Source organism: Nocardioides conyzicola (assembly GCF_039543825.1).
Taxonomy (GTDB): domain Bacteria; phylum Actinomycetota; class Actinomycetes; order Propionibacteriales; family Nocardioidaceae; genus Nocardioides; species Nocardioides conyzicola.
In genome coordinates, this window is the sequence record NZ_BAABKM010000005.1 from 344872 (window position 1) to 366603 (window position 21732).

General features: G+C 71.5%; 22 protein-coding genes and 1 tRNA gene. 5 read left to right on the forward strand and 18 right to left on the reverse strand.

The genetic code is table 11. The features are described 5' to 3' along the window. Positions 1 to 143: 143 nt before the first annotated feature. Both ABEA34_RS23320 and ABEA34_RS23325 read right to left on the reverse strand, forming a co-directional pair. Positions 144 to 737, reverse strand: coding sequence for an ANTAR domain-containing response regulator (locus ABEA34_RS23320; protein WP_345524322.1), 594 nt, complete (start codon positions 735 to 737; stop codon positions 144 to 146). Between the two features lie 69 nt (positions 738 to 806). After that, complete coding sequence (locus ABEA34_RS23325) at positions 807 to 995, reverse strand: hypothetical protein (RefSeq protein WP_345524158.1); 189 nt, start codon at positions 993 to 995, stop codon at positions 807 to 809. Between the two features lie 108 nt (positions 996 to 1103). Between ABEA34_RS23325 and ABEA34_RS23330 the strand changes: the two genes are divergently transcribed. Then, positions 1104 to 1176 (forward strand) — tRNA-Leu (locus ABEA34_RS23330). Positions 1177 to 1214: 38 nt separating this feature from the next. Continuing rightward, a complete protein-coding gene (locus tag ABEA34_RS23335; protein ID WP_345524159.1) occupies positions 1215 to 1406 on the forward strand; it encodes a PLDc N-terminal domain-containing protein in 192 nt (63 codons plus the stop codon). A gap of 39 nt (positions 1407 to 1445) precedes the next feature. On the opposite strand, the gene pyk is transcribed toward ABEA34_RS23335, so the two are convergent. From pyk to trpC, 8 genes are all read right to left on the reverse strand, one after another. After that, a complete protein-coding gene (gene pyk, locus ABEA34_RS23340) occupies positions 1446 to 2915 on the reverse strand; it encodes a pyruvate kinase (protein WP_345524160.1) in 1470 nt (489 codons plus the stop codon). A gap of 63 nt (positions 2916 to 2978) precedes the next feature. Beyond that, on the reverse strand, positions 2979 to 4445 hold the full coding sequence (locus ABEA34_RS23345) for a glutamate synthase subunit beta (RefSeq protein ID WP_345524161.1): 1467 nt from the start codon (positions 4443 to 4445) through the stop codon (positions 2979 to 2981). Continuing rightward, positions 4438 to 8988 carry a glutamate synthase large subunit gene (gltB, locus tag ABEA34_RS23350; protein WP_345524162.1) on the reverse strand — a complete coding sequence of 1517 codons (4551 nt, stop codon included), beginning with the start codon at positions 8986 to 8988 and terminating at the stop codon, positions 4438 to 4440. Before gltB ends, ABEA34_RS23345 begins: the two co-directional genes overlap by 8 nt. A gap of 191 nt (positions 8989 to 9179) precedes the next feature. Further along, entirely contained in the window at positions 9180 to 10142 is a 963-nt protein-coding gene (gene lgt, locus ABEA34_RS23355; RefSeq protein ID WP_345524163.1) for a prolipoprotein diacylglyceryl transferase, read from the reverse strand. Beyond that, complete coding sequence (locus ABEA34_RS23360) at positions 10139 to 10741, reverse strand: SCO family protein (protein WP_345524164.1); 603 nt, start codon at positions 10739 to 10741, stop codon at positions 10139 to 10141. The genes lgt and ABEA34_RS23360 overlap by 4 nt, the downstream gene beginning before the upstream one ends. Next, the gene (trpA, locus tag ABEA34_RS23365; RefSeq protein ID WP_345524166.1) at positions 10734 to 11510 is read right to left on the reverse strand and encodes a tryptophan synthase subunit alpha; all 777 of its coding nucleotides are present in this window, start codon (positions 11508 to 11510) and stop codon (positions 10734 to 10736) included. The genes ABEA34_RS23360 and trpA overlap by 8 nt, the downstream gene beginning before the upstream one ends. Continuing rightward, the gene (gene trpB / locus ABEA34_RS23370; protein WP_345524167.1) at positions 11507 to 12754 is read right to left on the reverse strand and encodes a tryptophan synthase subunit beta; all 1248 of its coding nucleotides are present in this window, start codon (positions 12752 to 12754) and stop codon (positions 11507 to 11509) included. Before trpB ends, trpA begins: the two co-directional genes overlap by 4 nt. Next, positions 12751 to 13533 (reverse strand): indole-3-glycerol phosphate synthase TrpC, encoded by a 783-nt coding sequence (gene trpC / locus ABEA34_RS23375; protein WP_345524168.1) that lies wholly within the window; start codon positions 13531 to 13533, stop codon positions 12751 to 12753. Before trpC ends, trpB begins: the two co-directional genes overlap by 4 nt. A gap of 130 nt (positions 13534 to 13663) precedes the next feature. Between trpC and ABEA34_RS23380 the strand changes: the two genes are divergently transcribed. Further along, positions 13664 to 14008: a DUF4190 domain-containing protein gene (locus ABEA34_RS23380; RefSeq protein WP_345524169.1), complete on the forward strand. Its 345-nt coding sequence runs from the start codon at positions 13664 to 13666 to the stop codon at positions 14006 to 14008. Positions 14009 to 14023: 15 nt separating this feature from the next. On the opposite strand, the gene ABEA34_RS23385 is transcribed toward ABEA34_RS23380, so the two are convergent. The 6 genes from ABEA34_RS23385 to ABEA34_RS23410 are packed head-to-tail and all read right to left on the reverse strand — an operon-like array spanning position 14024 to position 19275. Further along, complete coding sequence (locus ABEA34_RS23385; protein ID WP_345524170.1) at positions 14024 to 14467, reverse strand: DUF2752 domain-containing protein; 444 nt, start codon at positions 14465 to 14467, stop codon at positions 14024 to 14026. A 7-nt stretch (positions 14468 to 14474) separates the two neighbouring features. After that, on the reverse strand, positions 14475 to 14681 hold the full coding sequence (locus tag ABEA34_RS23390) for an HGxxPAAW family protein (protein WP_345524171.1): 207 nt from the start codon (positions 14679 to 14681) through the stop codon (positions 14475 to 14477). Between the two features lie 41 nt (positions 14682 to 14722). After that, positions 14723 to 15268, reverse strand: a complete 546-nt coding sequence (locus ABEA34_RS23395; RefSeq protein WP_345524172.1) for a Trp biosynthesis-associated membrane protein — start codon at positions 15266 to 15268, stop codon at positions 14723 to 14725. A gap of 22 nt (positions 15269 to 15290) precedes the next feature. Further along, the gene (gene hisI / locus ABEA34_RS23400) at positions 15291 to 15659 is read right to left on the reverse strand and encodes a phosphoribosyl-AMP cyclohydrolase (RefSeq protein WP_345524173.1); all 369 of its coding nucleotides are present in this window, start codon (positions 15657 to 15659) and stop codon (positions 15291 to 15293) included. After that, positions 15656 to 17476 (reverse strand): ABC transporter ATP-binding protein, encoded by a 1821-nt coding sequence (locus tag ABEA34_RS23405; RefSeq protein WP_345524174.1) that lies wholly within the window; start codon positions 17474 to 17476, stop codon positions 15656 to 15658. The genes hisI and ABEA34_RS23405 overlap by 4 nt, the downstream gene beginning before the upstream one ends. Next, entirely contained in the window at positions 17473 to 19275 is a 1803-nt protein-coding gene (locus ABEA34_RS23410) for an ABC transporter ATP-binding protein (RefSeq protein WP_345524175.1), read from the reverse strand. Before ABEA34_RS23410 ends, ABEA34_RS23405 begins: the two co-directional genes overlap by 4 nt. A 112-nt stretch (positions 19276 to 19387) precedes the next feature. Here ABEA34_RS23410 and ABEA34_RS23415 point away from each other — a divergent pair, with 112 nt between their 5' ends. Continuing rightward, positions 19388 to 20017, forward strand: coding sequence for a TIGR03085 family metal-binding protein (locus tag ABEA34_RS23415; RefSeq protein WP_345524176.1), 630 nt, complete (start codon positions 19388 to 19390; stop codon positions 20015 to 20017). 25 nt (positions 20018 to 20042) lie between these two features. After that, positions 20043 to 20210 (forward strand): hypothetical protein, encoded by a 168-nt coding sequence (locus ABEA34_RS23420; protein WP_345524177.1) that lies wholly within the window; start codon positions 20043 to 20045, stop codon positions 20208 to 20210. Between the two features lie 15 nt (positions 20211 to 20225). Here the strand turns inward: ABEA34_RS23420 and hisF are convergent, their stop codons facing one another. Together hisF and priA are read right to left on the reverse strand one after the other, a co-directional pair. Then, positions 20226 to 20987, reverse strand: coding sequence for an imidazole glycerol phosphate synthase subunit HisF (hisF, locus tag ABEA34_RS23425; RefSeq protein WP_345524178.1), 762 nt, complete (start codon positions 20985 to 20987; stop codon positions 20226 to 20228). Continuing rightward, the gene (gene priA, locus ABEA34_RS23430) at positions 20984 to 21718 is read right to left on the reverse strand and encodes a bifunctional 1-(5-phosphoribosyl)-5-((5-phosphoribosylamino)methylideneamino)imidazole-4-carboxamide isomerase/phosphoribosylanthranilate isomerase PriA (protein WP_345524179.1); all 735 of its coding nucleotides are present in this window, start codon (positions 21716 to 21718) and stop codon (positions 20984 to 20986) included. The genes hisF and priA overlap by 4 nt, the downstream gene beginning before the upstream one ends. Between the last annotated feature and the right edge of the window lie 14 nt (positions 21719 to 21732).

The following is a 21732-nucleotide window of genomic DNA, read 5'->3' on the forward strand; positions in this document are numbered from 1 at the left end:
TCCCATCCAGAACCCGGCTGGGCTCGGACGGCAGTCTAGGGGTGAACGGTGAGTGAAGCGCCACAAGGTGGGTGTGTCCGGCCTGGTCGGCGCGAGGCTTTACCGAAGCGTGATCTCGTGGAAACGTGGAGCCGGCCGCGGCGCTAGCCCGCGAGGCCCGGGCCGTGGTCGATGACGCCCTCCGCGACCTGCCGCATCGACAGCCGCAGGTCCATCGCGGTCTTCTGGATCCAGCGGAAGGCCTCGGGCTCGGAGAGCTTGAGCTGCTCCTGCAGGACGTTCTTGGCCCGGTCGACGGCCTTGCGGGTCTCGAGCCGCTCGGAGAGGTCGGCGACCTCGGCCTCGAGCAGCGTGACCTCGGCGAACCGGCTCACCGCCATCTCGATCGCCGGCACCAGGTCGGTCTTGCTGAACGGCTTGACGAGGTAGGCCATCGCGCCGGCGTCACGCGCCCGCTCGACCAGGTCGCGCTGCGAGAAGGCGGTCAGGATCACGACGGGCGCGATCCGCTGGCTCGCGATCCGCTCGGCGGCGGCGATGCCGTCGAGGACCGGCATCTTCACGTCCAGGATCACCAGGTCGGGCCGGAGCTCCTCGGCCAGCTCGATCGCCTTGGCGCCGTCGCCGGCCTGGCCGACGACGTCGTAGCCCTCCTCGGAGAGCATCTCCGCGAGGTCCATCCGGATGAGGACCTCGTCCTCGGCGATGACGACGCGGCGGGTGGCGGTCCCGGGCATCGGCTGGTCGATCGGCTGCGTCACGGCAGCAGGCTATCGGCCCGACGCCGTCGTACGCCGTCCGGTCCGTCAGGCTGGACGCGGGGCGGCCCCGGACACGGGCAGCTCGTGCCCGTGCCGGGTCCGCACGTAGAGGTCGACCTCGTCCCGCTCGACCCGGCGGCGACTGAGCACCGTCGTGGCCGTGCGCGCGTTGCCGATGGCTCGTTCGTTGCTGGCGCGGCCCCATCCGCTGACCTGCTGCCACGGCTTCCACATGTCGACCTCCACTGCCCGAGTCCCCCGTGGACGAAACTGTAGTAGTTCGATCGACTTTAGCCAAGACCTGCACTCGGTCGGGGTCGGCTAAGGTTCTCGCGCTGTCCGGCCCCGGTATCCCAACGGCAGAGGAAGCGGTCTCAAACACCGTCCAGTGTGGGTTCGAATCCCACCCGGGGCACTGCCGGTCAACCCGACCGCACACATAGAGGAGTGGTCATGGGAACAGTCATTGGGATCATCGGTCTGATCGCGGCCATCTGGGTGATCATCGAGGTCGTGCGCTCCTCGGCGAGCACGGTCGCGAAGATCGTCTGGATCGTCTGCGCGGTGCTCTTCTCGATCATCACCGCCATCGTCTGGGCGGTCTGGGGTCGCAAGGAGTTCGGCGGCCAGAAGGCCGTCGTCTGACGCTCTGAGGTCGGGCCCGGAGCACCTCCCGGCCCGACCTCAGAGGTGGCGCTTGTACGCGGGCGCGACCTCGTTGATGGCATCGCCCATCCGGTGGATGCGCAGCGCGTTGGTGGAGCCGGGGATGCCGGGCGGGGCGCCGGCGATGATGACCACCAGCTCCCCCTCCTTGACCCGTCCGATCTGGAGCAGCTGGTCGTCGACCTGACGCACCATCTCGTCGGTGTGCTCGACCATCTGGGTCAGGAACGTCTCGACGCCCCAGCTCAGCGCCAGCTGGGAGCGGACCGCCGGGACCGGTGTGAAGGCGAGGACCGGCACGGAGCCGCGCAGCCGCGACATCCGGCGGGCGGAGTCGCCGCTGGTCGTGAAGGCGACGACGTACTTCGCCTCGACGCGCTCGGCGACCTCCTCGGCCGCCTTGGCGATGACGCCGGAGCGGGTGTGCGGGTCCCAGTCGATCTTGGCGAAGACGCCGGCACCGTCGCCGGAGGCGATGGCGTGCTCCTCGGTGGAGGTGATGATCCGGGCCATCGTCTCGACGGTGTGCACGGGGAACTCCCCCACGCTGGTCTCGCCGGAGAGCATCACGGCGTCCGCGCCGTCGAGCACCGCGTTGGCGACGTCGGAGGCCTCGGCGCGGGTCGGCGCGGGGCTCGAGATCATCGACTCGAGCATCTGGGTCGCGACGATGACCGGCTTGGCGTGCAGGCGGGCCTTGCGCACGATCTGCTTCTGCAGGAACGGCACGTCCTCGAGCGGGCACTCCACCGCGAGGTCGCCGCGCGCGACCATGAAGCCGTCGAAGGCGCTGATGACCTCGTCGAGGTTCTCGATCGCCTGCGGCTTCTCGATCTTGGCGATGATCGGGAGGTGGATGCCCTCCTCGTCCATGATCTTGCGGACGTCGTCGGCGTCCTTCGCGTCACGCACGAAGCTCAGCGCGATGAAGTCGACGGTGAGGTGCAGCGCGAACCGCAGGTCCTCGATGTCCTTCTCGGACAGGGCCGGCACCGACACCGCGACGCCGGGCAGGTTGATGCCCTTGTTGTTGGAGACCTTGCCGCCGACCAGCACCTCGGTGTGGACGTCCGTGCCGTCCACGACCCCGGTGACCCGGAGGCGGATCTTGCCGTCGTCGATGAGGAGGGGGTCGCCGACGTTGACGTCGCCGGGCAGGCCCTTGTACGTCGTGCCGCAGATCGTGTCGTCGCCCGGCACGTCGCGGGTGGTGATCACCCACGGCTGGCCGCGACGGAGCACGACCGGCCCGTCCGGGAACGTCTCGAGGCGGATCTTGGGGCCCTGGAGGTCGGCGAAGATGCCGACCCCGTGGCCGCTGGCGTCGGAGGCCTCCCGCACGAGGCGGTACGCCTCCGCGTGGTCCTCGTGGGATCCGTGGCTCATGTTCAGCCGGGCGACGTCCATCCCGGCGTACACGAGCTCACGGATCCGACGCGGCGACGAGGTCGCGGGGCCGAGGGTGCAGACGATCTTTGCTCTACGCACGTCCCTCAGCCTACCGCGACTTTGATCGTTCAAAGACCTAACTCCGGCCCCGTTACCGACTGTTCAGACGACGAGCGGCCGTTCGGTCGGCTTGATCGGCGCCGGGAGGGTCGTGGAACCGGTCAGGAAGGTGTCCACGGCGGCCGCGGCGGCCCGCCCCTCGGCGATCGCCCAGACGATGAGCGACTGGCCGCGGCCCGCGTCGCCGGCGACGAACACACCGGGCACCGAGGACGCGTAGGTCAGGTCGCGCTTGATGTTGCCGCGCTCGTCGAGGTCGACGCCGAGCTGCTCCACGAGGCCCGACTTCTCCGGACCCAGGAAGCCCATCGCGAACAGCACCAGCTCGGCCGGGATGTCGCGCTCGGTGCCCTCGATCTCGGTGAGCTTGCCGCCCTCGAAGACCACGTCGACGAGCCGCAGCGCGCGGACGTTGCCGTCCTCGTCGCCGAGGAACTCCTTGGTGGAGACGGCGTAGATCCGCTCCCCCGCCTCCTCGTGGGCCGAGGACACCTTGAAGGTCATCGGGTACGTCGGCCAGGGCTGGCCCGCCGGCCGGGACTCCGGCGGCTCCGGCATGATCTCGAGCTGCGTGATCGACGCCGCGCCCTGACGGGTGGACGTGCCGAGGCAGTCGGCTCCGGTGTCGCCGCCGCCGATGATGACGACGTGCTTGCCGGTCGCGAGGATCTGGCCCTCGACCTCTTCGCCGAGCGCGACCCGGTTGGCCTGCGGGAGGAACTCCATGGCCTGGTGGATGCCGCCGAGCTCACGGCCGGTGACGCCGAGGTCGCGGGGCTCGGTGGCGCCCATGGCGAGCACGACGGCGTCGTACCGCTCCCGGAGCTTGTCGGCCCCGAGGGCGGAGCCCACGTCCACCCCGGCCCGGAAGACGGTGCCCTCGCGACGCATCTGCTCCAGACGCTTGTCGAGGTGCTTCTTCTCCATCTTGAACTCGGGGATGCCGTAGCGCAGCAGGCCGCCGATCTTGTCCGCACGCTCGTAGACCGCGACGGTGTGGCCGGCGCGGGTGAGCTGCTGGGCGGCGGCCAGTCCGGCCGGGCCGGACCCGATCACGGCCACGGTGCGGCCCGAGAGCCACTCCGGCGGCTGGGGCCGGACCAGGCCGGACTCCCACGCCTTGTCGATGATCGAGACCTCGACGTTCTTGATCGTCACCGGGTCCTGGTTGATGCCCAGGACGCAGGCGGTCTCGCAGGGCGCCGGGCAGAGGCGACCGGTGAACTCAGGGAAGTTGTTGGTCGCGTGCAGGCGCTCGATCGCGCCCTCCCAGTCGTCCCGCCAGACCAGGTCGTTCCACTCGGGGATGATGTTGCCGAGCGGGCAGCCCTGGTGGCAGAACGGGATGCCGCAGTCCATGCAGCGGCCCGCCTGCTGCGTGATGATCGGCAGCAGGGCGCGCCCGGCGCTGCCGGGGTAGACCTCGTTCCAGTCGTGGATGCGCTCCTCGACCGGGCGGCGGTCCGCGACCTTGCGGCCTTCCTTCAAGAATCCGCGGGGATCAGCCATGGAGCGCCTCCATCATCGCGTGGGCGGTCTCGTCCTCGTCGAGGCCGGCCTCCTCGGCCTTGGCCTTCGCCTCGAGGGACTTGCGGTAGTCGGACGGCATGACCTCGGTGAACCGCGTCAGGGCCGTGTCCCAGTCGGCGAGCAGCTCCTCGGCGACCGTGGATCCGGTCTCCTCGAGGTGCGCGCGGACCAGCCCCTCGAGCTCGACGGCGGCGTTGCCGCTCACCGGGCCGAGCTCGACGAGCTCCGTGTTGACGCGGTGCGCCTTGAGGTCGAGCACCCAGGCGACGCCGCCCGACATGCCGGCCGCGAAGTTGCGCCCGGTCTTGCCGAGGACGACGACGCGGCCGCCGGTCATGTACTCGCAGCCGTGGTCGCCCACGCCCTCGTTGACCAGCCACGCGCCGGAGTTGCGGACGGCGAACCGCTCACCGACCCCGCCGCGCAGGAAGATCTGGCCGGAGGTCGCGCCGTACGCGATCGTGTTGCCGGCGATGATCTGCTCGTTGCTGTGGAATGTCGCCTTGCGGTCGGGGCGCACGACGATCCGCCCGCCCGACAGCCCCTTGCCGACGTAGTCGTTGGCGTCGCCCTCGAGCCGCAGGGTGATGCCCCGGGGCACGAACGCACCGAACGACTGGCCGGCCGAGCCGGTGAACGTGATGTCGATGGTGCCGTCGGGCAGGCCGTCGGCGCCGTACTTCTTGGTGACCTCGTGGCCGAGGATCGTGCCGACGGTGCGGTTGACGTTGCGGATCGCGACCTGGGCACGGACCGGCTCGCCGCTGTCGATCGCCGGCTGGGCCAGGGGCACCAGCTGGGTGACGTCGAGCGACTTCTCGAGTCCGTGGTCCTGCGACCTCGTGCGGTAGAGGTCCTGGTCGGGGAACGCCGAGCGGTCCGGCTGGTGCAGCACCGGGGACAGGTCGAGACCCGCGGCCTTCCAGTGGTCGACCGCGGAGCGGGTGTCGAGCGCGCCGACCTGTCCGATCGCCTCCTCGATGGTGCGGAAGCCCAGCTCGGCCAGGATCTCGCGCACCTCCTCGGCGATGAACTGGAAGAAGTTCACGACGAACTCCGGCTTGCCGGAGAAGCGCTCGCGCAGGACGGGGTTCTGCGTCGCCACACCCACGGGGCAGGTGTCGAGGTGGCAGACCCGCATCATGATGCAGCCGGAGACGACCAGCGGTGCCGACGCGAAGCCGAACTCCTCCGCGCCGAGCAGCGCGGCGATGACGACGTCACGGCCGGTCTTGAGCTGGCCGTCGGCCTGCACGACGATCCGGTCGCGCAGCCCGTTGAGCAGCAGGGTCTGCTGGGTCTCGGCGAGGCCGAGCTCCCAGGGGCCGCCAGCGTGCTTGAGCGACGTCAGCGGCGCGGCACCCGTGCCACCGTCGTGCCCGGAGATCAGGACGACGTCGGCGTGCGCCTTCGAGACGCCCGCCGCGACCGTGCCGACACCGACCTCGGAGACCAGCTTGACGTGCACGCGGGCCTGCGGGTTGGCGTTCTTGAGGTCGTGGATCAGCTGCGCGAGGTCCTCGATCGAGTAGATGTCGTGGTGCGGCGGCGGGCTGATCAGCCCCACGCCCGGCGTCGAGTGCCGGGTCTTGGCCACCCACGGGTAGACCTTGTTGCCGGGCAGCTGGCCGCCCTCGCCGGGCTTGGCGCCCTGCGCCATCTTGATCTGGATGTCGTCGGCGTTGGTGAGGTACTCCGACGTGACCCCGAAGCGGCCGGACGCGACCTGCTTGATCGAGCTGCGGCGCTCGGGGTCGTAGAGCCGGTCCGGGTCCTCGCCGCCCTCACCGGTGTTGGACTTGGCGCCCAGCCGGTTCATGGCGATCGCGAGGGTCTCGTGCGCCTCCTTGCTGATCGAGCCGTAGGACATCGCGCCGGTCGAGAACCGCTTCACGATCTCGGAGACCGGCTCGACCTCCTCGATCGGGATCGGCTGCCGGCCGGACCCGTCCGCGTCCTTGAACGCGAACAGGCCGCGGATCGTCATCAGGCGCTCGGACTGGTCGTTCACCCGCGCGGTGTACTGCTTGAAGATGTCGTAGCGGCCGCTGCGCGTGGCGTGCTGCAGCCGGAAGACGGTCTCGGGGTCGAACAGGTGCGGCTCGCCCTCGCGGCGCCACTGGTACTCGCCGCCGATCTCGAGCTCGCGGTGCGCCGGCAGGATGCCACCGCGGGGGTACGCCGTGGCGTGGCGACGCGCGACCTCCTCGGCGATCGTGTCGAGCTCGATGCCGCCGAGCTTGGAGGTGGTGCCGGTGAAGTACCGGTCGACGACCGCCTGCGACAGGCCGACCGCCTCGAAGATCTGCGCGCCGGTGTAGGACGCGACCGTGGAGACGCCCATCTTGGACATCACCTTCAGGACGCCCTTGCCGAGCGCCTTGATCAGGTTCTTGACCGCCTGCTCCGGCTCCGCGCTGACGTAGTAGCCCTCCCGGGCCAGGTCCTCGACGGACTCCATCGCCAGGTAGGGGTTGACCGCGGCCGCGCCGTACCCGACGAGCAGGGCGACGTGGTGCACCTCGCGGACGTCGCCCGCCTCGACCAGCAGCCCGACCTGGGTGCGGGTCTTCTCGCGCACCAGGTGGTGGTGCACGGCGCCGGTGAGCAGCAGCGACGGGATCGGGGCGTGCTCGGCGGTGGAGTGCCGGTCGGACAGCACGATGATGCGGGCGCCGTCGGCGATCGCGGCGGAGACCTCCGCGCAGATCTCGTCGATCCGCTCGGCCATCGCCGCTCCCCCGCCCTCGACCGGGTAGAGGCCGCGCGAGACGTGGGTGATGAAGCCCGGCATGTCGCCGTCACGGTTGATGTGACGGATCTTGGCCAGGTCGTCGTTGGAGATCACCGGGAAGGGCAGCACGACCATCCGGCAGGACGCCGGGGCCGGCTCGAGCAGGTTGGCCTCCGGGCCGATGCTGCCGGCCAGCGAGGTCACCAGCTCCTCGCGGATCGCGTCGAGGGGCGGGTTGGTGACCTGGGCGAAGAGCTGGCTGAAGTAGTCGAACAGCAGGCGCGGCTTCTCGCTCAGCGACGCGATGGGCGTGTCGGTGCCCATCGAGCCGAGCGGCTCGCCGCCGCCGTTGGCCATCGGCGTGAGGATGACCCGCAGCTCCTCCTCGGTGTAGCCGAAGACCTGCTGCCGACGCGTGACGGACGCGTGGGTGTGGATGATGTGCTCGCGCTCGGTGACGTCGGCGAGGTCGATCAGGCCAGCGTGCAGCCACTCGTCGTACGGGTGCTCCGAGGCGAGCTGGGTCTTGATCTCCTCGTCCTCGATGATCCGGTGCTCGTCCGTGTCCACGAGGAACATCCGGCCCGGCTGGAGCCGGCCCTTGCGGACGATCGTGGCCGGGTCGAGGTCCAGGACGCCGACCTCGGAGGCCAGGACGACGAGGCCGTCGTCGGTGACCCAGTAGCGCGACGGGCGCAGGCCGTTGCGGTCCAGCACGGCGCCGATCTGCGAGCCGTCAGTGAAGACGACGGCGGCCGGGCCGTCCCACGGCTCCATGACGGTGGAGTGGAACCGGTAGAACGAGCGGCGCTTGGCGTCCATCTCGGTGTGGTTCTCCCACGCCTCGGGGATCATCATCAGCACCGAGTGGGGCAGCGAGCGGCCGCCCATGTGCAGCAGCTCGAGGACCTCGTCGAAGGACGCCGAGTCGGAGGCGCCCGGCGTACAGATCGGGAACAGCCGGTCCAGGTCGCCCGGGATGACGTCGGAGGACAGCAGGGCCTCGCGGGCGCGCATCCAGTTGCGGTTGCCCATGACCGTGTTGATCTCGCCGTTGTGGGCGATGAACCGGAACGGGTGGGCCAGCGGCCAGCTCGGGAAGGTGTTGGTCGAGAACCGCGAGTGCACGACGGCCAGCGCCGAGGCGATGCGCTCGTCGACGAGGTCGGGGAAGAACGTGTCGAGCTGGTTGGTCGTCAGCATGCCCTTGTAGGCGAGGGTGCGCGACGACAGCGACGGGAAGTAGACGTCGGTCTCGTGCTCGGCGCGCTTGCGCAGGCAGAAGGCCAGCCGCTCCAGCGCCATCCCGGTCACCCGGGTGCCCGCGCCGGCCACGAACAGCTGCGCGAAGGCCGGCATCACACCGAGCGCCATCTGGCCGAGGCCCTCGGGCTCGACCGGGACGTCGCGCCAGCCGAGGACGGTCAGGCCCTCCTCGGCGGCGATCTCCTCGATCCGGCGCCGGGTCTTGCCGATCTCCTCGGCGTCACCCGGCAGGAACGCGGTGCCGACGGCGTACGCGTGCTGAGCGGGGAGCTCGAAGTCCACGACGGCACGCAGGAACGCGTCCGGGACCTGCAGCAGGATGCCGGCACCATCGCCGGAGTTGACCTCCGCGCCCGCAGCACCTCGGTGGTCGAGGTTGCGGAGCGCGGTCAGTGCCTTGGCCACGATGTCGTGGCTGGCGACGCCGGTCAGGGTCGCGACGAAGGCCACACCACACGCGTCGTGCTCGTGGCGGGGGTCGTAGAGCCCTTGGGGCGGCGGGAATGCGTGCGAGTAGGGCACCGGGCATTCTCCCGTCGTCTTCAGCGCCGCGCGGACTCCACGACGTTGTCGAGGCCGGCGCCGGCGGTTCATCAGTGCAAGGTCTTGCAGGGGACGACATTGGCCCTAGCGGAAGGAAAAGGTTAACACCCGCGGGGCGGACTTCTCGCCGCAGTTACGGCCGTGGACGGCCCCCGGACGGGTGGGTCCGGTCACTCGGTCGAGGGACGGGTGCCGGGTGGGGCGTCCGCCTCCTCGGAGGGTACGTCGGGCTCCGGCGACTCGCCACCCGTCCCGCCGTCGGGACCGTCCTCCGCGGCAGGCCCGCGGCCGTCGACGTACACCTGCTCCTCCCGGCCCGGCCACCGCCGGGCGCTGACGACGAACCAGACCAGGCCCGCGACGAAGAGGACGATCGAGGTCCAGACGTTGAGCCGGAGACCCCAGACGTCGTTGAGCTCGACGTTGTCGATGCGCAGCATCTCGATCCAGCCGCGGGCGATCGTGTAGAGCATGATGTAGAGCGCGACGACGCGGCCGTGCCCGAGGCGGAACCTGCGGTCGGCCCAGACCAGGATCCCGAAGGCGGCCAGGCACCACAGGCTCTCGTAGAGGAACGTCGGGTGGAACGTCGTGCCCGGCGGGTAGCCGGCGTTGACCGCCGTCCTGTCGCTGACCGACAGGCCCCAGGGGAGGTCGGTCGGCTTGCCGAACAGCTCCTGGTTGAACCAGTTGCCCCAGCGGCCGAACGCCTGCGCGACGAGGACGCCGGGCGCCATCGCGTCCAGCACCGGCAGCAGCCTGATGCCCTTGCGGCGCGCGCCGATGATCGCGCCGACGGCGCCGAGCGCGATCGAGCCCCAGATCCCGAGCCCACCGCGCCAGACGTAGAGCGCGTCGATCGGGTGCTGGCCGGCGCCGAAGTAGAGGTCGTGGTCGGTGATGACGTGGTAGAGCCGGCCGCCGACCAGCCCGAACGGCACCGCCCAGATCGCGATGTCCTGGATGTCCCCCGGCTGGCCGCCGCGGGCGACCCAGCGCCGCTCGCCGATCCAGATCGCGGCGACGATGCCGGCGATGATCGCGAGGGCGTAGCCGCGCAGGGGGAACGGCCCGACGTACCAGACCCCGGAGTCGGGGCTGGGGATCGACAGCACGGTGGTCAGCACGCTCACGCGGGGTCCTTGTCGAGCAGGTGGTGGATGTCGGCGGCGAAGTCGGCGGAGGAGGTCGCCTCGCTCCAGTAGACCGTGCCCTCGTCGTCGGCGTCGATCCCGGTGATGGTGGTGCCGTGCGTGACGTCGTAGCCACCCGACGGGAGCTTCTCCCCCAGCGTGATCCCGACGCCCATCGGCTTGGCGACGGAGACGATCGTGTCGAGGTCGCCGGTGAGCCCGATGAAGGCCGGGTCGAAGTGGGCGAGGTACTTCTTCAGCACCTTCTCGGTGTCGCGTGCCGGGTCCGTGGTCACGAACACGACGTCCACCCGGTCCCGGTCCGAGTCGTCGAGGCGCGTCATCGCCGAGGCCAGGTTGGACATCACCGTCTGGCAGATGTCCGGGCAGTGGGTGTAGCCGTAGAAGACCAGGGTCAGCGGCTTGTCGGTGTCCTTGGTCAGCGAGAACGGCTGGCCGTCGGCATCCGTGAGCGGAGTCGCGGCGACCTCGAACGGCGGGTCCAGGGTGGTGCCGTGCAGCCCGCCCGTGGTGCCGCCGTCGCTGCCACAGGCCGCGAGCGTGAGGAGCAGAGCCAGGGCGACGAGCGCCCTACGCACGCCGTACCCCGGCGGCGAGCTCCTCGGTCAGCGCCGTCAGTGCGGGCAGGCCGGAGTCCAGCGCGCGGACGAAGGCGGTGCCCACGATCACCCCGTCGACGTGCTCAGAGAGCTCGGCCGCCTGGGCACCGGTGCTGACCCCGACGCCGACGCCGATCGGGAGCTGGGTGGTGAGCCGGGTCCGGGCGATCAGCGGCGCCACTCCGGCAGCGGTGGCCTGGGTGGTGCCGGTGACGCCCATGATGCCGGTGGCGTAGACGAAGCCGCGGCAGTTGCTCGTGGTCATCGCGATCCGCTCGTCGGTCGAGGAGGGCGCCACGAGGAAGACCTTGTCCAGGTCTCGTGCGTCGGCGGCCGCGATCCACTCGGGCACGACCTCCGGCGTCACGTCGGGGGTGATCAGGCCTGCGCCTCCCGCGTCGTGCAGGCGCTGGGCGAACCGCTCGACGCCGTGACGCTCGACGGGGTTCCAGCTGGTCATCACCAACGTGGGGGTGCCGGTCGCGGCGACGGCCTCGACCACCCGGAACACGTCGTCGGTGCGCACGCCGCCCTCCAGCGCGTGCTGCACGGCGGCCTGGATGACCGGCCCGTCCATGACGGGATCGCTGTAGGCCAGACCCACCTCGATGACGTCGCACCCCGCGGCGACCATGGCCTTGAGGGCCTCGATCGAGCCGTCGACGTCGGGGTAGCCGGCCGGCAGGTAGCCGATGAGCGCGGCGCGGCCGTCGGCCCTGGCCTTCTCGAAGGCGGTGCTGACGCTCATTCCACGTCTCCGGTCTCGGCGTCGGCCTCGCCGAGGTGGAAGTACTCCAGCGCCGTGCCCATGTCCTTGTCGCCGCGGCCCGAGAGGTTGACCAGGATCGTCTGGCCCTGCCGCCCCTCGGCGAGCCGGAGCGCGCCGGCGAGCGCGTGGGCCGACTCGATCGCCGGGATGATCCCCTCGGTGCGCGCCAGCAGCGCCATCGCGTCCATGGCCTCGGCGTCGGTGACCGGCTCGTACGTCGCGCGCCCGATGTCGGCGAGGTAGGAGTGCTGCGGGCCGACACCCGGGTAGTCGAGCCCGGCGGAGATCGAGTGGGACTCGACGGTCTGGCCGTCCTCGTCCTGGAGCACGAACGTGCGCGCGCCGTGCAGGACTCCCCGCTCGCCGGCGTGGATCGTCGCCGCGTGCCGACCGGTCTCGAAGCCGTCTCCCCCGGCCTCGAACCCGTAGATCGCGACGTCCTCGTCCTCGAGGAAGGCGGTGAAGAGGCCGATCGCGTTGGAGCCGCCACCGACGCACGCGACGATCGCGTCCGGCAGCGCGCCGTACTGCTCAAGGACCTGCGCGCGCGCCTCGTCGCCGATCCCGCGGCAGAACTCGCGGACCATGGTCGGGAAGGGGTGCGGTCCGGCGGCGGTGCCGAAGAGGTACGCCGTGTGGTCGACGCTGGAGACCCAGTCGCGCAGCGCCTCGTTGATCGCGTCCTTGAGCGTGGCGCTGCCGGAGTCGACGGCGACCACCTTCGCGCCGAGGAGGTGCATCCGGGCGACGTTGAGCGCCTGGCGCTTGGTGTCGACCGAGCCCATGTAGACGGTGCAGTCGAGCCCGAAGTACGCCGCAGCGGTCGCGCTCGCGACACCGTGCTGGCCGGCCCCGGTCTCGGCGATCACCCGGGTCTTGCCCATCCGCTTGGTGAGCAGGGCCTGGCCGAGGACGTTGCGGATCTTGTGGGCGCCGGTGTGGTTGAGGTCCTCGCGCTTGAGCAGGATCCGGGCGCCGACCTTGTCGCTGAGGCGCTCGGCGAAGTAGAGCGAGCTCGGCACGCCGGCGTAGTCGCGCAGAATCGCGTCGAACTCCGCGAGGAACGCCGGGTCGGCCATCGCGTCCTGCCAAGCGACGGTGAGCTCGTCGAGAGCGGCGACCAGGGCCTCCGGCATGAAGCGGCCGCCGAAGCCCTCGGGCCCGCCGAACCAGCCGCGCGCGTCGGCGTCGTACGGCGTGGGCGCGTGGAGGTGGGTCGTCATGCCTGAACTCCTGTCATCGCGGCGACCGCTGCCTGCGGGTCACCGTCCTTCACCAGTGCCTCGCCGACCAGGACCGCGCGGGCCCCCTCGCCGACGAAGCGGCGTACGTCGGCGGGACCGAAGATGCCGCTCTCGGCGACCTTGACCCGGTCGTCCGGGATCAAGGGCGCGAGTCGCCCGAACGTGTCGTCGTGGATCTCGAGCGTCTTCAGGTTGCGGGCGTTGACCCCGATGAGCTCGGCGCCGAGGGCGACCGCACGCTCGGTCTCGACCTCGTCGTGCACCTCGACGAGCACGGTCAGCCCGAGCTCGCGGGCCTCGTCGTGCAGCCGGCGCAGGGTGTCGTCGTCGAGCGCGGCCACGATCAGCAGCGCGAGGTCGGCACCGGCGGCGCGGGCCTCGACGAGCTGGTAGCTGGTGACGATGAAGTCCTTGCGGAGCACCGGCGTGTCGACGGCCGCACGGACGGCGCGCAGGTCGTCGAGGCTGCCGCCGAAGCGACGCCGCTCCGTGAGCACGCTGATCGCCGCGGCCCCGCCGGCGGCGTACGCCGTGGCGAGCTCTGCCGGGTCGGGGATGTCGGCGAGGTCGCCCTTGCTGGGGCTGCGCCGCTTCACCTCCGCGATCACGCTGGATCCCGGCGCGCGCAGGTGCGGCATCGGGTCGCGCGGCGGGTCGACGTCGGCGAGCGCGGCCCGCAGGTCCGCGAGCCCGGTCTGCTCCTCGCGCTCCGACAGGTCGGCGCGCACACCGGCGACGATGTCGTCGAGCACGGACATGCTGTTCTCCCGCCGGATGGTCACCCTTGCGACGCCAGTGTTTCACGCGGCATGAAGCGGCCGACCGTGGGTAGTGTCCGCTGAACACGGCCCGGGAGACGGACCGGCCGACAATCGAAGGGCAACACCTGTGAGCTACTCCGAACCGCCTCCGCCGCCGCCGCAGTACGGCGCCCCGCCGCCGGCGTACGGCGGGGTCCCGCCGAAGAAGTCCGGCATGGCGGTCGCCGCCCTCGTGCTCGGCATCCTGGCCGTCATCCCCTGCTTCTGGGGCTGCTTCATCTTCGGCATCCTCGGCGTCGTCTTCGGACAGCTCGGCAAGAAGGACATCCGGGAGTCGGCCGGCGCGAAGACCGGCGAGGGCCTGGCCAAGTGGGGCTTCATCCTCGGCATCATCGGCATCGTGCTCGGCGTCATCTACTGGATCCTCGCCGCCAGCGGGGCGATCGACTTCAACTACAGCTCGGACATGTGAGCGACCCCTGCCGGGTCAGGGCGTGAGCCAGGACCCGGCGGGGAGGTTGCGCAGCACCGTGAAGACGGTCAGCAGCGCGAGAGAGACGTACGCGACCGGGGTGATCACGCTCATCGGCACCCGGACGGGCCGCCCCCGCCAGCGGCCGACGAACCAGACGGCCAGCCCGGCGACGATGAAGGGCAGCGCGACCACGAAGGCCAGGTTGCTGGACGCGGCACCCAGCAGGTCGCCGTGGGTGAGGTCGTTGACGGCCCGCAGACCGCCGCAGCCGGGACAGTAGAAGCCCAGCGCCGCGCTGGGGCACAGGCCCCAGCTGCCGTGCTCGTGCGGGTCCCTCAGCCGGAGGGCCAGGGTCGCGACCGCGAGGCCGCCGATCACGAAGGTCGGCGTGCGCAGGCGATCCCACCGGCTGGCGTCGGAGGTGACCCCGGGTGGCGACGGCGCGGTGGTGGTCATCGGTGGGTCAGTGCGTCGACGACGACTCGTGGTAGCCGAGCTTGGCCATCACCGCGAAGATCACGAGCGAGGCGAGGGCCAGGGCCACACCGACCCAGAAGATCGTCCAGTTGACGGGGCTGAGCAGCATCCCGACCCCGCCGACCACGAAGCCCAGCATGGCGACGGTGACGAACGTCCAGGCAGCGGGGGTGTTGCCGTGGTTGTCAGACATACAGGCTCCTCGAGCACGGGGGATGACAGTGCGGGCGCAGTCTATTCGGTGGGGTCGCGCCCCTCGTCCAGCGCCTTCCACAAATCGAGGCTGGTCTGCTCCTCGACCGGCACGACCGAGGCCGGAGCGGCACTGCCGGGCGCGTCGTAGCGGGTGCCCATCTCGGGCCAGGCCGGCGTCCACGCGACGGCGAGCACCCCGGCGACCGTGGCCAGGACGGCGCCCAGCACGGCTGCCCAGTACCACGCGGTATGACCGACGTCGGCGCCGCTGATGCCGACCAGCGCGAGCTCGTCGCGGAACTGGTCGGGGACCTGGGAGTACGCCGCAGCGGCCGCCACCAGGGCTCCGACCGCGGCGACGCTGCCGAGCACCGCGACGGCACGGCGGACCCGGCCCCGGGTCACCAGCACCACGCCCCAGCACGCCAGCACGACCAGCCCGAGGGCGGTCACGAGCGGCAGGTGGGCGTCGAAGGACACCATCTGGCTGCTGACCGCCCGGCCCGCGTCGCCCGAGCCCTCGACCGCCGGCTTCTCGCCGGCGACGGCCGTCAGGGTGCCCGCGGCCAGCCCGAGCAGGACCACGGGCCCGAAGGTACGGCGGCGATCAGCCATCGGAGGGCTGGCCGTCGGGGGCCGGGGTCAGCAGGTCGGCGTCGAAGCAGGTCCGGTCGCCGGTGTGGCAGGCGGCGCCGACCTGGTCGACCTTGACCAGCAGGGTGTCCCCGTCGCAGTCGAGGCGCACTTCCTTGACCCACTGCACGTGGCCGGACGTGTCGCCCTTGGCCCAGTACTCCTGCCGGGAGCGGCTCCAGTACGTCGCCCGCCCCGTGGTCAGCGTGCGGGAGAGCGCCTCGTCGTCCATCCAGCCCAGCATCAGCACCTCGCCGGTGTCGTGCTGCTGCACCACGGCGGCCACCAGGCCGTCGTCGGTGCGCTTGAGCCGGGCGGCGATGTCGGGGTCGAGGGTGGTCACGACCCGATTGTCCCCTGTTGCGACACCCAGCTGGCGTGCAGCCCGGCGTACACGGACCCCTCCTGCTGGACGAGCACGGCGTGCGGGCCGCGCTGGACGATGCGGCCCTGGTCGACGACGACCACCTCGTCGGCGCTCTCCGCGGTGGACATCCGGTGCGCGATGGTGACGCTGGTGCGGCCGGTCATCAGCCGCTCGAGCGCCCGGCCGATCCGCATCTCGAGCGAGGGGTCGACCGCGCTGGTGGCCTCGTCGAGGACCAGCAGGTCGGGGTCGGCCAGCTGGGCCCGCAGCAGGGCCACGAGCTGACGCTCGCCCGCCGAGAGCGACTCGCCGCGCTGCCCGACCTGCGTGTCCAGGCCCGCCGGCAACCCGGCCAGCCAGTCACCGAGACCGAGCTCGTCGGCGCCGGCGAGCATCTCCTCGGCGGTGGCGCCGAGGCGCCCGTAGCGCACGTTGCTGGCGAGGGTGTCGTCGAAGAGGAACCCCTCCTGCGGCACGAGCACGACGCTGCGTCGCAGCGAGGCCTGGGCGATCTCGCGCACGTCGATGCCGTCGAGCAGCACCGCGCCGTCGGACGGGTCCATCAGCCGGGTGAGCAGCTTGGCGATCGTGGACTTGCCGGAGCCGGTCTCGCCGACCACGGCGATCCGGGTGCCGGCCGGGATGTCGAGGTCGATGTCGCGCAGCACCGGCGGCCCGCCGGGGTAGGCGAAGGAGACGTCGCGCAGGGACACGTCGATCGGCCCCCGCGGCAGCACCTGCCCGTCCTCCCCCAGGTCGACCAGGTCGGCCGGGGTCTCGAGGATGCCGATGACGCGGCGCCAGCTGACCAGCGCGTTCTGGGCGTCGGTGAAGATCTGGGTGCCCATCTGCACCGGCCCGACGAACAGCGTGACCAGGAACGCGAACGCGAGCACCTTGCCGGCGGTGATGTCCTCGGCGAAGCCCCAGACGTTGAGCCCCAGCTGGATGCCCACGATCAGGACCGCCGCGTTGGCGAGCCCGGCGGAGATGCCGCCCAGCGAGAACGACACGACCGTGAACTGCTGGGCGCGCACGCTGGCGTCCTTGTACTCGTCGATGGCCTCGTCGATCCGCGCCTGGGTGCGGCCCTCGATCGCGTAGGACTTCACGACCGCGGCGCCGACGACCGGCTCCGAGATGGCCGAGAGCATCACGCCGACCTGGCGCCGGACCACGCCGTACGCCTGGGAGAGCTTGCGCTGGAAGTAGCGGATGGAGAGGAAGAGGGGCGCGAAGCACACCCACACGACGATCGCGAGCTCCCAGCTGTAGAAGAGCATCACGATCGTCGCGATGATCACCTGCCCGACGCTCACGATGAGCAGCAGCCCGCCGAAGACGAGGAACTGGCTGACCTGGTCGACGTCGCTGGTGACGCGCGAGACGAGGGCGCCGCGGCGCTCGGTGTTCTGCGTCAGCACCGGCAGCTCGTGGACGTGCCGGAACGCCTTGACCCGCAGCGTCGCCAAGCCGCGCTCGGAGGTGGTGAACAGCCGGGTGGTCATGGCGTACGACGCCCAGCTCGCCAGGATGATCGCCGCAGCCGCGGCGAGCCCCATCAGCACCGTGAACGAGACATCCGGGCCACCGTCGCCGTTGATGCCCCGGTCGAGCGTCTGCTGCACCGCGATCGGCACCACGACCTGCCCGGTCGCGGCCAGGAACGCGAGCGCGATCGTCCAGCCGAGGCCTTCCTTGAGCTCCGGCGAGACCTGCACGCCGCGACGCACGGTGTCGATCGCGCCGATGTCCTCGCCGGTGTCCATGCCGGTCGTCTCGGTGGTGCTCATACCGGGTCCTCCAACAGCTCGCCGGGGGCGGCCTGGTGCTCGTAGGCGTTGACGAGGCGGGCGTACGCCGGGTTGCGGTCGAGCAGCTCGGCGTGGGTGCCGCGGTCGGCGATCCGGCCGTCCTGGAGGTGGACGACCTCGTCGGCCAGCCCGATCGTGGCCTTGCGGTAGGCGACGACGACGAGGCTGCTGCCGCGCTCGGAGGCGCGCAGCGCGGCCAGGATGCGGGCCTCGACCTCCGGGTCGACGGCGGACGTCGCGTCGTCGAGCACCAGGAGGCGCGGCTTGCGCACCAGGGCTCGGGCGAGGGAGATCCGCTGCCGCTGACCGCCCGAGAGGGAGGTGCCGCGCTCGCCGAGCCGGCTGTCGAGGCCGTCGGGCAGGGCCGCGACGAAGCCGTCGGCCTGCGCGGCGCGCAGCGCGGCCCAGACCTCGTCGTCGGAGATGTCGGCGTCGAGGGTGACGTTGCCGCGGACCGTGTCGTCGAAGAGGAACGCCGTCTGCGGCACCAGGGACACGACGTCGGCGAGCGCACCGGGGGCGAGGTCCCGGACGTCGGTGCCGTCGAGGACGACCCGGCCCTGGTCGGGGTCGACCAGGCGCGTCATCAGCGTCGTCAGCGTGCTCTTGCCGGACGCGGTGGCGCCGACCAGCGCGATGGTGCGGCCCGGCTCGACCGTGAACGAGACGCCCTCGAGCAGCGGCTGCTCGGCGTCGTACCGGTAGCCGAGGCCCTCGATCTCGAGCCGCGCCCCCGTGGCGAGGTCGGGGTCGACCGTGGCGTCGCCGTACCGCATCTCGCCGGTGGCCCGCAGCACGGAGCGCACCCGCTCGTAGCCGACGACGCTGCGCGGGAACTCGCCGAGCAGCCAGCCGATCGCACGGATCGGGAAGGAGACGATCGTGAGCAGGTAGGCGACCGTGACGACGTCACCGGGCAGCGCGGCTCCGTGGAGGACGCGCTCGACGCCGACCACCAGCACGACGAGGACGCCGAGGTTGGGCAGCGCCGCGAGCGTGGGGTCGAACGCGGCACGGATCCGGCCGGCGCGGATGTTGATGTCGCGCAGGAGGTGGGCCTTCTCGGCGAAGCGGGCCGTCTCCTCCGCCTCGCGGCCGAGCGTCTTGACCACCATGGCGCCGTCGAAGGACTCGTGGGCGACCTCGCTCAGCTCGGCGCGCAGCTGCTGGGCCTTGGTCATCAACGGCGAGGCCAGCCGCTGGTAGGCGAGGTTGGCGATCACGACCGCCGGGAAGACGAGCAGCCCGACCACGGCCATCACCACGTCGGCGAAGAACATCTGGGCGACCGCGATCACCATCATGACCAGCACGCCGACCGCCATCGGCAGCGGCGCGATCGGGCCCCAGGCGGCCTCGACGTCGGAGTTGGCGTTGGAGAGCAGCTGCCCGGTGGGGTGCCGGTGGTGCCACTCCATCGGGAGTGCGAGGTACTGCCGGGTCACGGCGCGGCGGGTGTGCGCCTGCATGCGGTACTGCATGACGCCGGCACCCAGGCGGCGCGCGACGATGCCCACCGCGCGGAGCAGCGCGACGCCGAGGAAGAGCGCCAGGACGGCGACCAGCAGGCCCGCGCCGATCTCGCCGTCGTCGAACGCCGGCAGGACGACGTGGTCGGTGGACCAGCCGAGCACCCAGGCGTCGGCCACGGTGAGCGCGCCGAAGAGCACACTGCCGAGCGTGGACAGGGTGAAGATCCACGGCTCGCGCCGGATCGCCACCCCGAGGACCCGGAAGCCGTCGACCGACGTCCCCCGTCTGTTGCGCGTGTTGCTCACTGCCTACCCGTCACCCTCGGTCGTCCATCGCAGTACTGCCCGCGGGGAACCCCGCCGTCCGGTCAGGCTATTCCCCCGTTCCGACATCGGGCCGTCCCATATTGTCTGCCGCGTGACCGCACCTCTGTCCCGTCGTGAACGCGCCGACCTCTGCGACCTCGCGCTCGAGGTGGGCGCGGACTCCCCGACGCTGGGCTCCGGCTGGACCGCCCGGGACCTCGTCGTCCACCTGCTCGTCCGCGAGCGGAGCGCTCTCGGCGCCGCGGGCATCACGATCTCCCCGCTCGCCGGCCTCACCGAGCGCGCGAGCCGGCGCTACGAGGGGCGGGAGTACGCCGACCTCGTCGAGCGGCTGCGCTCCCCCGGCGGGATGTTCGCGCTCCCCCCGGTCGACCGGCTCGCCAACACCTTCGAGTACGTCGTGCACCACGAGGACCTGCGCCGCGGCCTTCCCGGCTGGACGCCGCGGACCCTGGACCCCGCCGACGTCGACCTGCTGTGGACCCAGCTGCGCAAGGGCGTGGCGTTCGTCGCTCGCAAGCTCCCCGTCGCGACGGTCCTCAGGCGGGCCGACACCGGTGACGCGGTCGTCGCGAAGAAGGGACCGGACCCGGTCACCATCACCGGTGACGTGGTCGAGCTCGTCCTCTTCCTGTTCGGCCGCGACGCCGCCCACGGCCTGGTCCTCGAGGGTCCCGACGAGGCCGTCGCCGCCGTGCGCGCGGCGGACCTGGGCGCATAGCGCTCGCTCGCGCTACCGTCGGGCCATGTGGATCTGGATCGTTGTGGCGGTCGTCGTGGTGGCGGCCGGCGTCTACGCCTTCTGGCCCCGCGCCGACCACCTCGGCTCGCGGGTCAACCGGGCCTCGGCCATCGCCCAGGGGCGCGCCGAGAACTACGACAACGAGGGCGGTGGAGGCTACGGCGGGCCGTGAACCGACCCCGGCCGCTCAGCGCACCGGGTGACCGGTCTCCGCCAGCGACTGCTTGACGTCGGCGATCCGCAGCGTGCCGAAGTGGAAGACCGTCGCCGCGAGCACCGCGTCGGCGCCGGCGTCGACCGCAGGCGGGAAGTGCTCGACCGCGCCCGCGCCGCCGGAGGCGATCACGGGGACGGTCACCTCACGGCGTACGGCGCGGATCAGCTCCAGGTCGAAGCCGTCCTGGGTGCCGTCGGCGTCCATCGCGTTCAGCAGGATCTCCCCCGCGCCGAGCTCGGCGGCGCGCACCGCCCACTCGACGGCGTCGAGACCGGCGGACTTGCGACCGCCGTGCGTGGTCACCTCGAAGCCCGACCCCGTGCCGGCTGCCCGGCGGGCGTCGACGGACAGCACCAGCACCTGGTTGCCGAACCGGTCGGCGATCTCGGCCACCAGCTCCGGGCGGTGGATCGCGGCGGTGTTGACGGCGACCTTGTCGGCGCCGGCCCGCAGCAGCCGGTCGACGTCCTCGACCGACGACACTCCCCCGCCGACGGTCAGCGGGATGAAGACCTCCTCGGCCGTGCGCGAGACGATCTCCATCGTCGTGGCGCGACCCTCGTGGGAGGCGGAGATGTCGAGGAAGGTCAGCTCGTCGGCGCCCTCGGCGTCGTAGAGGCGCGCCAGCTCGACCGGGTCGCCGGCGTCGCGCAGGTCCTGGAAGTTGATCCCCTTGACCACGCGACCCGCGTCGACGTCGAGGCACGGGATGACGCGTACGGCGAGGCTCATGCCCTGCCCTGTGTGAGCGCGAGCGCGTCCTCGAGCGTGAAGCGGCCCTCGTACAGCGCGGTGCCGGCGATCGCGCCCTCGACGCCCTCGGCGACCAGGCCCATCAGCGCCTCGATGTCGGCCAGCGTGGTGACGCCGCCGGAGGCGACGACGGGCGCGTCGGTGACCGCGCAGACGTCGCGGAGCAGCTGCAGGTTGGGGCCTTGGAGCATGCCGTCCTTGTTGACGTCGGTCACGACGTAGCGGGCACAGCCCTCGGAGTCGAGACGGGCCAGCGTCTCGTAGAGGTCGCCGCCCTCCTGGGTCCAGCCGCGGGCCGCGAGGGTGGTGCCGCGGACGTCCAGGCCGATCGCGATCCGGTCGCCGTGCTCGGCGATGATCCGCGCGCACCACTCCGGCTGCTCGAGCGCCGCCGTGCCGATGTTGACCCGGCGGCAGCCGGTCGCCAGGGCGGCCTCGAGCGACTCGTCGTCGCGGATGCCGCCGCTCATCTCGACCTGGATGTCCAGCGCTCCGACGATCTCCGCCTGGAGCTCACGGTTGGTGCCGCGGCCGAACGCCGCGTCGAGGTCGACCAGGTGCAGCCACTCGGCGCCGGCGTCCTGCCAGCGCATCGCGGCGGCGACCGGGTCGCCGTACACGCGCTCGGAGCCGGCGACGCCCTGGGCGAGCTGGACGGCGCGGCCCTCGGTGATGTCGACGGCGGGGAGGAGCTCGAGGTAGGCGGACATGTTCGTGTTCTCCG

Coding starts and splice junctions, on each gene's coding strand:
- ABEA34_RS23320 (WP_345524322.1), bottom strand. CDS start 737: ATGCCCGGGACCGCCACCCGCCGCGTCGTCATCGCCGAGGACGAGGTC.
- ABEA34_RS23325 (WP_345524158.1), bottom strand. CDS start 995: ATGTGGAAGCCGTGGCAGCAGGTCAGCGGATGGGGCCGCGCCAGCAAC.
- ABEA34_RS23335 (WP_345524159.1), top strand. CDS start 1,215: ATGGGAACAGTCATTGGGATCATCGGTCTGATCGCGGCCATCTGGGTG.
- ABEA34_RS23345 (WP_345524161.1), bottom strand. CDS start 4,445: ATGGCTGATCCCCGCGGATTCTTGAAGGAAGGCCGCAAGGTCGCGGAC.
- trpA (WP_345524166.1), bottom strand. CDS start 11,510: ATGAGCGTCAGCACCGCCTTCGAGAAGGCCAGGGCCGACGGCCGCGCC.
- trpB (WP_345524167.1), bottom strand. CDS start 12,754: ATGACGACCCACCTCCACGCGCCCACGCCGTACGACGCCGACGCGCGC.
- trpC (WP_345524168.1), bottom strand. CDS start 13,533: ATGTCCGTGCTCGACGACATCGTCGCCGGTGTGCGCGCCGACCTGTCG.
- ABEA34_RS23385 (WP_345524170.1), bottom strand. CDS start 14,467: ATGACCACCACCGCGCCGTCGCCACCCGGGGTCACCTCCGACGCCAGC.
- ABEA34_RS23390 (WP_345524171.1), bottom strand. CDS start 14,681: ATGTCTGACAACCACGGCAACACCCCCGCTGCCTGGACGTTCGTCACC.
- ABEA34_RS23405 (WP_345524174.1), bottom strand. CDS start 17,476: ATGAGCACCACCGAGACGACCGGCATGGACACCGGCGAGGACATCGGC.
- ABEA34_RS23420 (WP_345524177.1), top strand. CDS start 20,043: ATGTGGATCTGGATCGTTGTGGCGGTCGTCGTGGTGGCGGCCGGCGTC.
- hisF (WP_345524178.1), bottom strand. CDS start 20,987: ATGAGCCTCGCCGTACGCGTCATCCCGTGCCTCGACGTCGACGCGGGT.
- priA (WP_345524179.1), bottom strand. CDS start 21,718: ATGTCCGCCTACCTCGAGCTCCTCCCCGCCGTCGACATCACCGAGGGC.